Source organism: Pseudomonas sp. YY-1, assembly GCF_002843095.1.
GTDB lineage: Bacteria > Pseudomonadota > Gammaproteobacteria > Pseudomonadales > Pseudomonadaceae > Aquipseudomonas > Aquipseudomonas sediminis_A.
Genome location: NZ_PJLX01000018.1, coordinates 1 through 12608, shown reverse-complemented (window position 1 = coordinate 12608; position 12608 = coordinate 1). Strand labels below are relative to the sequence as shown.

At 63.4% G+C, this 12608-nt stretch carries 13 protein-coding genes; all 13 read left to right on the top strand.

The window, feature by feature from the left end; all coding sequences use genetic code 11:
• Nucleotides 1-99 precede the first annotated feature (99 nt).
• The 13 genes from CXP40_RS20880 (at nt 100) to CXP40_RS20820 (ending at nt 12526) form a co-directional block, all read left to right on the top strand.
• Entirely contained in the window at nt 100-2547 is a 2448-nt protein-coding gene (locus tag CXP40_RS20880) for an acyl-CoA dehydrogenase (RefSeq protein WP_106735294.1), read from the top strand.
• A 192-nt stretch (nt 2548-2739) separates the two neighbouring features.
• On the top strand, nt 2740-3147 hold the full coding sequence (locus CXP40_RS20875; RefSeq protein WP_099523050.1) for a PA2817 family protein: 408 nt from the start codon (nt 2740-2742) through the stop codon (nt 3145-3147).
• Between the two features lie 102 nt (nt 3148-3249).
• Nucleotides 3250-3798 carry a DUF3365 domain-containing protein gene (locus tag CXP40_RS20870; RefSeq protein ID WP_106735293.1) on the top strand — a complete coding sequence of 183 codons (549 nt, stop codon included), beginning with the start codon at nt 3250-3252 and terminating at the stop codon, nt 3796-3798.
• Nucleotides 3795-4079 (top strand): metal-sensing transcriptional repressor, encoded by a 285-nt coding sequence (locus CXP40_RS20865; RefSeq protein ID WP_106735292.1) that lies wholly within the window; start codon nt 3795-3797, stop codon nt 4077-4079. Before CXP40_RS20870 ends, CXP40_RS20865 begins: the two co-directional genes overlap by 4 nt.
• A 205-nt stretch (nt 4080-4284) precedes the next feature.
• Nucleotides 4285-5148, top strand: a complete 864-nt coding sequence (locus CXP40_RS20860) for an MBL fold metallo-hydrolase (RefSeq protein WP_106735291.1) — start codon at nt 4285-4287, stop codon at nt 5146-5148.
• Nucleotides 5149-5158: 10 nt separating this feature from the next.
• Nucleotides 5159-6898 carry a bifunctional protein tyrosine phosphatase family protein/NAD(P)/FAD-dependent oxidoreductase gene (locus tag CXP40_RS20855; protein ID WP_106735290.1) on the top strand — a complete coding sequence of 580 codons (1740 nt, stop codon included), beginning with the start codon at nt 5159-5161 and terminating at the stop codon, nt 6896-6898.
• Nucleotides 6895-8664, top strand: coding sequence for a SulP family inorganic anion transporter (locus CXP40_RS20850; protein WP_106735289.1), 1770 nt, complete (start codon nt 6895-6897; stop codon nt 8662-8664). Before CXP40_RS20855 ends, CXP40_RS20850 begins: the two co-directional genes overlap by 4 nt.
• A complete protein-coding gene (locus CXP40_RS20845) occupies nt 8648-9028 on the top strand; it encodes a rhodanese-like domain-containing protein (RefSeq protein ID WP_106735288.1) in 381 nt (126 codons plus the stop codon). The genes CXP40_RS20850 and CXP40_RS20845 overlap by 17 nt, the downstream gene beginning before the upstream one ends.
• Nucleotides 9029-9193: 165 nt before the next feature.
• Nucleotides 9194-9406: a cytochrome oxidase putative small subunit CydP gene (gene cydP / locus CXP40_RS20840; RefSeq protein WP_106735287.1), complete on the top strand. Its 213-nt coding sequence runs from the start codon at nt 9194-9196 to the stop codon at nt 9404-9406.
• Nucleotides 9403-10968, top strand: a complete 1566-nt coding sequence (locus CXP40_RS20835) for a cytochrome ubiquinol oxidase subunit I (RefSeq protein ID WP_106735286.1) — start codon at nt 9403-9405, stop codon at nt 10966-10968. Before cydP ends, CXP40_RS20835 begins: the two co-directional genes overlap by 4 nt.
• Before the next feature lie 10 nt (nt 10969-10978).
• Complete coding sequence (gene cydB / locus CXP40_RS20830) at nt 10979-12118, top strand: cytochrome d ubiquinol oxidase subunit II (RefSeq protein WP_106735285.1); 1140 nt, start codon at nt 10979-10981, stop codon at nt 12116-12118.
• A gap of 11 nt (nt 12119-12129) precedes the next feature.
• Nucleotides 12130-12243: a cytochrome bd-I oxidase subunit CydX gene (gene cydX, locus CXP40_RS20825; protein ID WP_003460905.1), complete on the top strand. Its 114-nt coding sequence runs from the start codon at nt 12130-12132 to the stop codon at nt 12241-12243.
• The gene (locus CXP40_RS20820) at nt 12227-12526 is read left to right on the top strand and encodes a cyd operon YbgE family protein (protein WP_106735284.1); all 300 of its coding nucleotides are present in this window, start codon (nt 12227-12229) and stop codon (nt 12524-12526) included. Before cydX ends, CXP40_RS20820 begins: the two co-directional genes overlap by 17 nt.
• Nucleotides 12527-12608 lie beyond the last annotated feature (82 nt).

The following is a 12608-nucleotide window of genomic DNA, read 5'->3' as shown; positions in this document are numbered from 1 at the left end:
TTGCGCCACGTTCACGACGATCCGGCCAAGCTCACCGCCCCTGCCGCCATTTATGGCTATGCTCGGGGCGTCGCCCGCTCGAATCATGGAGGAATGCACATGCTCGTCATCTGGTTGCTGGTTCTGCTGCTCGGGGTCGCCTACCTGGCCCATAGCCGTACCGCCGCCCTACCCGCCCTCGGCATCACCGCAGCCTATCTGGTGGCCATGGCATTGTTCAGCCCGGTACCGGGCTGGTTGCAACTGCTGCTGTGGATCGTCACCGGCGCCGTCGCCGCGTTCATCCTGCTCGGCGATCTGCGCCGGCAACTGTTCACCAGCCCGCTGTTCGCCTGGTTCCAGCGCGTACTGCCGCCCATGTCGGCGACCGAGCGCGATGCCATCGAAGCCGGCACGGTGTGGTGGGATGGCGAGCTGTTCAGCGGCAAGCCTGACTGGGACAAGCTGCTGGCCTACCCCAAGGCCAAGCTGACCGAGGAAGAACAAGCGTTCATCGACGGCCCTACCGAAGAACTCTGCGCCATGATCAGCGACTGGCAGGTTGGCCAGCAGATGGATCTGCCAGAGAAAGCCTGGGAGCACATCAAGCAGCATGGTTTCTTCGCCCTTATCATTCCCAAGGAGTACGGCGGCAAGGGCTTCTCGGCCTACGCCCACTCGCAGGTGGCGATGAAGCTGGCGACCCGCAGCGGCGACCTGGCCTCCACCGTGATGGTGCCCAATTCCCTCGGCCCAGCCGAACTGCTGCTGCACTACGGCACCGATGAGCAGCGTCAGCACTATCTGCCGCGTCTGGCGCGCGGTGATGATATCCCCTGCTTCGCCTTGACCGGCCCGCTGGCCGGCTCCGATGCCGGTGCCATGCCGGACACCGGGATCATCTGCAAGGGCCAGTACAACGGCGAAGAAGTGATCGGCCTGCGCCTGAATTGGGAGAAGCGCTACATCACCCTCGGCCCGGTGGCGACCCTGCTCGGTCTGGCCTTCAAGGCCTATGACCCGGATCATCTGCTGGGCGACAAGGAAGACCTCGGCATCAGCCTGGCGCTGATCCCCACCGATACCCCCGGCGTGGAAATCGGCCGTCGTCACCTGCCTCTCGGCGCTGCTTTCATGAATGGCCCGAACTCCGGCAAGGACGTGTTCATTCCGCTGGAGTACCTGATCGGTGGCCAGGAGTACCTCGGCAAGGGCTGGATGATGCTGATGAACTGCCTGTCGGTCGGTCGCTCCATCTCCCTGCCGGCAGTCGGCACCGGCGCGGCCAAATTCACCAGCCTCGCCACCGGCCAGTACGCCCAGCTGCGTGAGCAATTCAACGTGCCGCTGGCCGCCTTCGAGGGCATCCAGGAGGCGCTGGCGCGCATCGGCGGCAATGCCTGGCTGATGGACAGCGCGCGCATCCTCACTGCCAACGCCGTCGACCTAGGCGAAAAACCCTCGGTGCTGTCGGCGATTCTCAAGTACCACCTGACCGAACGCGGCCGCGAGTGCATCGGCCACGCGATGGACGTGCACGGCGGCAAGGGCATCATCATGGGCCCGAACAACTACCTGGCCCGCTCCTGGCAGGGCGCACCGATCTTCATCACCGTCGAGGGCGCCAACATCCTCTCGCGCAACCTGATGATCTTCGGCCAGGGCGCCATCCGCTGCCATCCGTACGTGCTCAAGGAAATGTCCCTGGCCGACCGCGAGGACAAGGACCAGGCACTGATCGAGTTCGACTCACTGCTGATGAGCCATATCGGCTTCGCCGTCGGCAACGCCGCCAGCAGCTTCCTTCTCGGCCTGACACTAAACCGCCTGGGTACTGTGCCAGGTGACGATCTCAGCCAGCCCTACTACCGCGCCCTCAACCGCCTGGCAGCAGCCTTCGCCCTGTGCGCCGACAGCAGCATGATGCTGCTCGGCGGCGACCTGAAGCGCCGCGAGCGTCTGTCCGCGCGCCTCGGCGACGTGCTCAGCCACCTCTACCTGGGTTCGGCCGCGCTCAAGCGCTACCACGACCTGGACTACCCAGAGGCGATTCGTCCGCTGCTGCGCTGGGCCATGGAGGAAAACCTCTATCACGCAGAACAAGCACTGGATGACCTGCTGAGCAACTTCCCCAACCGCCTGTTCGGCTGCCTGCTGAAAGTGCTGGTGTTCCCGCTGGGCCGCCGCCACCAAGGCCCCAGCGACGCGCTGGACGCCGAAGTGGCGGCGATTATCGGCCGCCAAGCCGGCGATCCTGCTCTGGAGTCGGTGCTGGAAGGTTGCTACCGTCCGCAGGCCGATCAGGATTCGGTTGGCGCCCTGCAGCATGCGCTGAACCTGGTGCAGGCCAGCCAGGACGCTCGCAAGCGCCTACATCAGGCGCTCAAGGACGGCAGCCTGCAACCGGCTCCTGGCCAGGACACCATCGAAGCGGCGATCGCCGCCGGCATCCTCGACGGCGAACAGGGCCAACGCCTGCAAGCGGCCGAAGCGGCTCGGCGTCGAGTGATCGACGTCGACGACTTCGCCAAGGAAGAGCTCACGCTGGAGAGCGGCAAGGTGCGTTGACTCGAGCCACCTGTGGGAGGGGCTTTAGCTGCGAGCTTCATGCGTCGCGACTACGACTGCAGGGATGCAGGAGGTAGAGCGAAGCAGGATGCCCGAGCCGAAAGCTCCTCTCACGAAGGCCAGCCATGCAGGACAGCGGGCGTCAGGAACTCTATACTCCTGCGCCCGTTTTACCCTTCAGGAACCTGCACCATGGCCAGCCATATCGAACACCACCTCGCCCTGCTCAATCACCTGCGCGGCATCCTCGTCGCCCTGGGCGAAGCCGAACAGGTGCTCGACGACAGCCACGCCCTGTTCCTCGAGCGCTACGACGAACTGCTCGCCGAATTGCCGCGCGACCCGGTTTCCAGCCAGTATCTGGGCCAGGATCTGATCAGCCAGGTGTTCCACCGCTACCCACAAATTGCCCACCTGGTCCCCCGTGATCTGCTGTGGTTCTTCGGTGGCGACTGCCTGCACTTCATGCCCGACGAAGAAATCGCCCTGTACCAGACCCTCGACGAGCGCCGTTTCGAAGCGGAAGAGAACGACGAACCTTTTGACTGGAACCTGGAAAAACAGCTGCTGGCCCTGCCCACTGACGGCGCCAAGCACTGATCCACCGCTAACACCTATTGGTCAGAATGTCGCAGATGACGGCGGTGACAGCCGTCATCTTTCATGCATAAATACTCCCACCAGTATTTATGAGGTTCGACCATGCGCCCATTTCTGCTCGCTACCCTGCTCGTTAGCACCGCCGCACAAGCAACCGCCCCCTGGCAAGACGAGGCGGCGGCGCAGATTCCACCATTCGCCGAGCACTTGCTGGGTACGGTACGCCAGGCCGTCACCGATGGCGGGCCAATTGCAGCAGTACAGGCCTGCCAGGCATTGGCGCCACAGATCGCCAGCGAGCACAGCCAGCAAGCGTGGCAACTGGGCCGCACATCGCTCAAGGTACGCAACCCGGACAACACCCCCGATGCCTGGGAGCGCAGCGTGCTGGAACGTTTTGCGGAAGCCGCGATAGCCGGAACGCCGGTCAAGGAATTACGCTACGGCGAAGAGGTCGGCGGCGAATATCGCTACATGCAGGCCATTGCCGTCGGCGAGCCTTGCATGTCCTGCCACGGCACCGCGATCAAAGCAGAGGTACAAGAGGCCATTGATCAGTACTATCCGCATGATCAGGCCCGCGGCTATCAGATCGGCGAACTGCGCGGCGCCTTTACCCTGACTCGCCCCCTCGCACAGGAAACGCAATGACCGAGACTACCGACCTGCACGCACGCATGCTCGAACAGCAGCAGGCGATGCTCAAACGCCTGGCCCGGGTCGAGGGGCAGATCCGTGGCATCCAGGCGATGATCAAGCGCGGCGAGGACTGTGCCGCCATCGCCCAGCAGTTCTCGGCGGCGCGTAGCGCGCTGGACAAGTCCTACCGGCTGATGCTGACCTGCCTGATCGAAGAAGCCATGCTCGACCCCGAGCAGGACAACGAGGCCTCACTGCAGCGAGTGCGCGAGATTTTCACCAAGTACACCTGATGCCCTCCAGGCGCGTCGCTCGCACGCGCCGAATTCTGGCCGATTCCTCACAAGCCAGACGCAGCGAAAAGTTTGCCTGACGGTTATAGCCGGCCCGAACAAGGCCTCTTTTATTATTCATTTTTAATCTAAGCATAGAACCAAAAAACAGTTACGCTTACTCTTAATTAAAATACCCCCACGGGTATAAGAGAGGAGCCTGACCATGCATCCCGATGTCGTCGAATTCTTCGACCCTGCCACCTACACCTATAGCTACGTCGTCATCGATCCTGCCACGCAGCACTGCGCGGTCGTCGACTCGGTGCTTGACTATGACCCGGCCTCCGGGCGCACCTCACACGCCAGCGCAGACCGCATCATCGCCTTCGTCAAGGAGCGCGATCTGCACGTTGAGTGGTTACTGGAAACCCATGTGCACGCCGACCACCTGTCCGCCGCGCCTTACCTCAAGCGCGAACTGGGCGGCAAGCTGGCCATCGGTGAGCACATCACCGTAGTGCAGAACACTTTCGGCAAGCTGTTCAACGCCGGCACCGAGTTCGCCACCGATGGCAGCCAGTTCGACCGTCTGTTCCACGATGGCGACTCCTTCCACATCGGCGAGCTGCAGGCGCGAGCCATCCATACGCCCGGCCATACCCCAGCCTGTATGACCTACCTGATCGGTGATGCCGGCTTCGTCGGCGACACCCTGTTCATGCCCGACTACGGCACCGCGCGCTGCGACTTCCCCGGCGGCGATGCGCACATCCTCTACCAGTCGATCCAGAAGCTGTTCGCCCTGCCCGGCGAAACCCGTCTGTTCATGTGTCACGACTACAAGGCGCCGGGCCGCGATGACTTCCGCAATCAGACCACGGTGGCCGAGGAACGCGCGCACAACATCCACGTTCACCAGGGCATCGCCGAAGCTGATTTCGTCGCCATGCGGCGCCAGCGTGACGCCACACTGGGCATGCCCAACCTGATACTGCCTTCGGTGCAGATCAACATGCGCGCCGGGAAGCTGCCGCCTGCCGAAGACAACGGCACCCGCTACCTGAAGATCCCCCTGGACGTCCTCTGAGGTCATCACCATGGAATCACTCAAGCGCCTGACGCCCTTCATTGCCGTGGCTGCTCAGTTACAACCTGGCGACATGGGCATGCTCGCCGCTGCCGGCTTTCGCAGCGTGATCAACAACCGTCCAGATGGTGAAGGTGAAGGCCAACCCAGCTCCGCCGAAATGGCTGCCGCGGCCAAGGCCAGCGGCCTGGACTACCACTACCTGCCGGTAACGTCCGGGCAGATCAGCGATGAAGATGTCAGCTCCTTCAGCGCCCTGCTCGGAGAAATACGTGGCCCACTGCTGGCGTTCTGCCGGACAGGTACCCGCTCCACCAGCCTGTGGGCGCTGAGCGAAGCCCACCATCTGGACCCGCAGGTGTTGCTGAGCACGGCAGGCGCACAGGGTTACGACCTCAGCGGTTTGGCGCCGCGCCTGGAGCAACGCTGGCAGCAGGCACCGCTTACCCAGGCGCAACCGAGCAATACACCGACCCAACGCTATGACGTGGTGGTGGTAGGTGGTGGCGCCGCCGGTTGCGCGGTGACCGCCAGCCTGCTCAAGCGCAATGCCGACTTGCGCGTCGCCGTGATCGAACCCCGTGAGCAGCACTATTACCAACCAGGCTGGACATTGGTGGGCGCCGGCATCTTCGACCGTGCCCGCACCGAACGGCCGATGGCGCGCTGTATCCCCCATGGCGCGCACTGGATCCGTGCAGCGGTGGCCGGCTTCGAGCCGGATCAGCAGCGCGTGGTGCTGGAAGACGGTAACCGGGTGAACTATCGCGCCCTGATCGTTTGCCCCGGCCTCAGCCTGCATTGGGACGGCATCGAAGGCCTCAAGGAAACCCTGGGCAAGAACGGTGTGACATCCAACTACCAGTTCGAACTGGCACCTTACACCTGGCAACTGGTGCAGAGCCTGCGCAAGGGCCGCGCACTGTTCACCCAGCCACCCATGCCAATCAAGTGTGCTGGCGCACCGCAAAAGGCCCTGTACCTGTCCTGCGACTGGTGGCTGAAGCAGGGTGTGCTGCCACAGATCGATGTCGAACTGTGTTCAGCCGGCGCCGTCTTGTTCGGGGTACCGACCTTCGTACCGCCGCTGATGCAGTACGTCGAGCGCTACGGCGCCCACCTCAACTTCAGCACCAACCTGATCGCCGTCGATGGCCCGGGTCGCCGCGCTTGGTTCAAGCAGACCGATGCCAGCGGCGAAAGCAAGACGCTGGAAAAGTCCTTCGACTTCCTCCACGCAGTACCGCCGCAGCGCGCGCCCGAATTCGTCCGCCAGAGCCCCTTGGCCGGCGCCGACGGCTGGGTGGAGGCCGATCACGAAACCCTCCGCCACCCGCGCTTCGGCAACGTGCTCAGCCTGGGCGACGTGTGCGCCGCACCGAATGCGAAGACTGCCGCAGCGGTGCGTAAACAGGCGCCCGTGGTTGCCGAGAACGTACTGGCTGTTCTGGCCGGCAAGGGCCCACAGGCGATCTACGATGGTTATGGCTCCTGCCCCCTGACCGTGGAACGCGGCAAGGTGGTACTGGCCGAATTCGGCTACGGCGGCAAACTGCTGCCCACCTTCCCGCTGGATCCGGCCGTGCCACGGCGCCTGGCCTGGGATCTCAAGGTACGGATGATGCCGAGCATCTACTTCGACCTGATGCTGCGCGGCCGCGAGTGGATGGCCGAGCCCAAGCACCTGCCGCACCAGCCACTGGTGGTCGAGGCGCCCGCTGCCTGTGATTTCGGCAAGGAACAGAAATGAAACTGAGCCACTGGCTGCCCTGCCTGGACTGGGGCAGACGCTACGACCGAGGCAGCGCAGCGCAGGATGGACTCGCCGCACTGATCGTCACCCTGATGCTGATCCCGCAGAGCCTGGCCTATGCCATGCTCGCGGGTCTGCCACCGGTGACCGGCCTCTACGCCAGCATCCTGCCGCTGCTGGCCTACGCCCTGTTCGGCTCCAGCCGCACTCTGGCGGTTGGTCCGGTGGCGGTGGTTTCACTGATGACCGCCGCCACCCTGGCGCCCCTGTTCCCGGCCGGTAGCGCCGAATACGTCGGCGCCGCCATGCTCCTGGCCCTGCTCTCGGGCCTGCTGCTGGCAGCCATGGCCATGCTGCGCCTGGGCTTTATCGCCAACTTTCTCAGCCATCCGGTGGTGTCCGGCTTTATCAGCGCCTCGGGCATTCTCATCGCTGTCGGCCAACTCAAGCATCTGCTCGGCGTCTCGGCGTCCGGCGAGAATCTGCCGCAGTTGCTGCCACAACTGATCCAGGCGCTACCTGGCACACACGGACCGACGCTGCTGATCGGCGTGCTCAGCCTGGCATGGCTGTGGTGGGCCAGAAGCCGACTGAAGCAACTACTGCAAGGCCTTGGCCTGTCGCCGCAACTGGCCAGTAACCTGGCCAAGGCCGGGCCGGTACTGGCGATCATCGTCGCCATTGCCGCTGTCGCACTGCTGCAACTGGAGCAAGCCGGGGTCAAGGTGGTTGGCCTGGTGCCGCAAGGGCTGCCAGGGCTGACGCTGCCGACAATGGATCTCGACCTGGCCATACAGCTGCTGCCAGCGGCGCTGCTGATCAGCCTGGTAGGCTTCGTCGAATCGGTCTCGGTCGGCCAGACCCTGGCGGCCAAACGCCGCCAGCGCATCCAGCCGGACAACGAACTGCTCGGCCTTGGCGCGGCCAATATCAGCGCGGCTTTCAGCGGAGGTTTCCCGGTCACCGGCGGTTTCGCCCGTTCGGTGGTCAATTACGATGCCGGCGCCCGCACGCCCATGGCCGGCGTATTCACCGCCCTCGGTATCGGCCTCAGCGTGATGCTGCTGACGCCTCTGCTGCACGACCTGCCACAAGCCGTGCTGGCGGCGACCATCATCGTCGCCGTGCTCAGCCTGGTCGACCTCAAGTCGCTGCAGCACACCTGGCGTTATTCGCGCCAGGACGGCGCCGCGCAGATTGCCACCCTGCTCGGTGTGCTGCTGATCGGCGTCGAGGCCGGCATCCTGCTTGGCGTCGGCCTGTCGCTGCTGCTGTTTCTCTGGCGCACCAGCCAGCCACATATCGCCGTGGTCGGCCAGGTACCGGGTAGCGAGCATTTTCGCAACGTCGAACGCTTCGCCGTGATCGAGACACCCAGCGTGTTGTCGCTGCGTGTCGACGAGAGCCTGTATTTCCCCAATGCACGCTATCTGGAAGACCGCATCGGCGAGCTGATCGCCAGTCGGCCCCAGGTACGTCACCTGGTGCTGATGTGCTCGGGAGTCAACCTGATAGACGCCAGCGCCCTGGATTCGCTGCACGCCATCGTCGAGCGCCTGCATACCGCCGGTGTGCAACTGCACCTGTCCGAGGTCAAGGGGCCAGTAATGGATCAGCTACGCCGCTCCGACTTCCTGGAGCGCTTCGGTGGCCAGGTATTCATCAGTCAGTTCGAGGCGCTCAAGCAGCTCGCCCCCGTGCCTCCATCGCCACCTTCTCAGCCACTTTCCATGCAAGGAAATACCCATGAAAAGCGCTCATGATCTGGTCCTCGCCGCCAAGACTCGCATCACCGAAGTCGATCTGTCGCAGGCCGAAGCAGCCATCCGCGATGCCGACCTGCTGATCGACGTGCGCGAGACGGATGAGTACAGCGCCGCACACATTCCCGGCGCCATCAACATTCCTCGCGGTCTGCTGGAGTTCAAACTGAGCAACAATGCGCAACTGGCCGAGCGCACGCTCAAGCTGGTTCTCTATTGCAAGAACAGCGGTCGCTCGGCGCTGGCTGCCGACGCGCTGCGGGAGATGGGCTATCGCAATGTGCTGTCTCTGGCCGGCGGTATCGAGGCCTGGCAAGCGGCCGGTCGAGAACTGCTGGCGCCCACCCTGCCGGCGTTCGACTGAGTTATTGGCGGCTGCCACTGCAGGCATTGGTCCGCTAATCGACATTCTCCTGACCTGCATCAATCTCCATCGCTACATACCCCCACGAGTACTCTGTAACATTAGGACACATCCACTCTGCCGGTGCGGCCTCACCGCCCGCACCGGCACACGCGGAGCATCGAGATGCCCGAACGCGAACCTTCCTCCCCCTGGCGCATTCCGCTAGTACGCGAAATCGCAGTGATCTTGCTGATCAAGCTGACCCTACTGCTGAGTATCAAGGCCATCTGGTTCAACGAACCGACAGTCCCCGAGGACGGCCAGCAGCGCGTCGAGCATCACCTGTTTGGTCAGCCTGCCCCACTTTCTATACACACCGAGGAGACACCGAGATGATCTCGGAATCAGTCGTCGACCTTTCACGCCTGCAGTTCGCCATGACAGCGATGTACCACTTCATCTTCGTCCCCCTGACCCTGGGCCTGGCCTTCCTGCTGGCGATCATGGAGTCGGTCTACGTGATGACCGGCAAACAGGTCTACAAGGACATGGTCAAGTTCTGGGGCAAGCTGTTCGGCATCAACTTCGCCCTGGGCGTCACCACCGGGCTGACCATGGAGTTCCAGTTCGGCACCAACTGGGCCTACTACAGCCACTATGTCGGTGACATCTTCGGTGCGCCGCTGGCCATCGAGGGGCTGATGGCGTTCTTCCTCGAATCCACCTTCATCGGCCTGTTCTTCTTCGGCTGGGACCGCCTAAGCAAGCTGCAGCACCTGACCGTGACCTGGCTGGTGGCAATTGGCTCGAACCTTTCGGCGCTGTGGATCCTCATCGCCAATGGCTGGATGCAGAACCCGGTGGGTGCCGAGTTCAACTTCGAGACCATGCGCATGGAACTGACCGATTTCGGTGCCCTGCTGTTCAACCCGGTGGCGCAGGTCAAGTTCGTGCATACCGTGGCGGCGGGCTATGTCACCGGTTCGATCTTCGTCCTGGCCATCTCCAGCTACTACCTGCTGAAGAAACGCGATCAGGGTTTCGCCCGTCGCTCCTTCGCCATCGCCTCGGCCTTCGGTCTGGCCTCGATTCTCTCGGTGATCATCCTCGGCGACGAGTCCGGTTACGAGATCGGTGACGTGCAGAAGACCAAGCTGGCCGCCATCGAGGCCGAATGGGACACCCATCCGGCACCGGCCGGCTTCACCCTGTTCGGCCTGCCCAATCAGCAGGAGCAACGCACTGACTACGCGGTGAAGATCCCCTACGCCCTGGGCCTGATCGCCACCCGTTCGCTGGACAAGGAGGTCAAGGGCATCAAGGACCTGCTCATCGAGCACGAGGCGCGCATCCGCACCGGCATGATCGCTTATGGCCTGCTGGAGCGCCTGCGTGGCGGCGACAAGTCGGCCGAGACCATCTCCGCCTTCAACGAGGTGAAGAGCGACCTGGGTTATGGCCTGCTGCTGAAGAAGTACACGGCGAACGTGGTCGATGCCAGCGAGGCGCAGATCAAGCAGGCCGCGCTGGACACCATTCCCAATGTGTTCAGTCTGTTCTGGAGCTTCCGCATCATGGTCGCCAGCGGCTTCCTCATGCTGGCGCTGTTCGCCTGCGCCTTCTGGGCCTCAGCGAAGAAGAACGAAGAAAGCAAACCCTGGCTGCTCAAGTGGGCGCTGTGGAGCCTGCCGCTGCCCTGGATCGCCGCGCAGACCGGCTGGTACGTGGCCGAACATGGCCGCCAGCCCTGGTCGATTGGTGAAGTGCTGCCGACCCATCTGTCTGCCTCCAGCCTGTCGGCCGGTGACGTCTGGGGTTCGCTGATCGCTCTGATCGCCTTCTACAGCCTGCTGCTGGTGGTAGAGATGTACCTGATGATCAAGTTCGCCCGCCTTGGCCCATCGAGCCTGCACAGCGGACGCTACCACTTCGAACAACAGCAGCCGGCCCACGCCTGAGGACTTCACCATGTTCGACTACGAAACCCTGAAACTCGTCTGGTGGGTGCTGATCGGCGTGCTGCTGATCGGCTTCGCCCTCACCGATGGCTTCGACATGGGCGCCATGGCGCTGATGCCCTTCGTCGGCAAGACTGACAACGAGCGCCGTGTTGCCATCAACACCATCGCCCCGCACTGGGACGGCAACCAGGTGTGGTTCATCACCGCTGGCGGCGCGCTGTTCGCCGCCTGGCCGATGGTCTACGCGGTGGCCTTCTCCGGGCTGTACTGGGCCATGTTACTGGTGCTGTTCGCCCTGTTCTGCCGCCCGGTGGGCTTCGACTACCGCAGCAAACTGGAAAACACCCGCTGGCGCAGCGCCTGGGACTGGGCCCTGTTCGTTGGCGGCGCGGTACCGGCGCTGGTTTTCGGCGTGGCCTTCGGCAACCTGTTCCTCGGCCTGCCGTTCCAGCTCGATGACATGATGCGCTCGAGCTACCACGGCTCCTTCTTCGCCCTACTCAACCCCTTCGCCCTGCTCTGCGGCGTGGTCAGCCTGAGCATGCTCTGCGCCCACGGCGGCGCCTGGCTGATGATGCGCACCGAAGGTGACCTGGCCGCACGCTCGCGCACGGCCACTTACCTCAGTGCGCTGGTATTCCTGATCGGTTTCCTGCTGGCCGGCAGTTGGCTGGCACTGGGTATCAAGGGCATGAGTCTGGCGGGTGCGTTCGATGCTGGCGCGGCACTGAACCCGCTGCACAAGCAGGTGCTCGCCGACAATGCCGGCTGGCTCGGCAATTACAGTCGCTACCCACTGACCATGGGCGCCCCCGTGCTGGGTGTGGTCGGCGCACTGCTGGCCATCCTCGCCAGCACCTGGCGTCGCGCCGGCCTGACCTTCATCGGCAGTAGCCTGATGATCGTCGGCACCATCTGCACCGCCGGCTTCGCCCTGTTCCCCTTCGTCTTCCCGTCGAGCCTTGATGCGGCCTCCAGCCTGACGGTGTGGGACGCGGTATCGAGCCAAAAGACCCTCGGCATCATGTTCGTCGTCGCCTGCATCTTCGTACCGATCATCCTCATCTACACCCTCTGGGGCTACGTGAAGATGTGGGGCAAGCTCAACGACCGCAGCATCGAAGCCAACCCCCACGGCCTGTATTGAGGAGAAACGCGATGTGGTACTTCACCTGGATTCTTGGCGTGCTGCTGGCCTGCAGCTTCGGCATCATCAACGCACTATGGCTGGAAACCACGCAGGATCTCGATAGCAATGGCGAACATGAGTGATATCGCCCTGAGCGAGCGTACGCCCTTGCGCGCGCTCTCCTGGCTGCTGGCTACACCGCTGGCGCTGCTGCTGTTGATCCACCCCGGCGCCATGCTCGACAGCCAGGGCCGCTACAGCCATTCGTTACTGATGCTGGTGATGTGGGGCGTATCCAACGCCTTCATCCACGGCGTCGGCTTCGCCCCGCGCCACTGGCTGTGGCGCGCCGTATTCTCGCCCTGGTTGGGCTGGGGATTGTGCGGGCTGGGCTATACCCTGCTGTATCTGGCACGAACGGCCTGAACGCAAACGACAGAAACGAAAACGCCGCTCGATTGAGCGGCGTTTTCGTTTATTTGGAGCGGGAAACGAGACTCGAACTCGC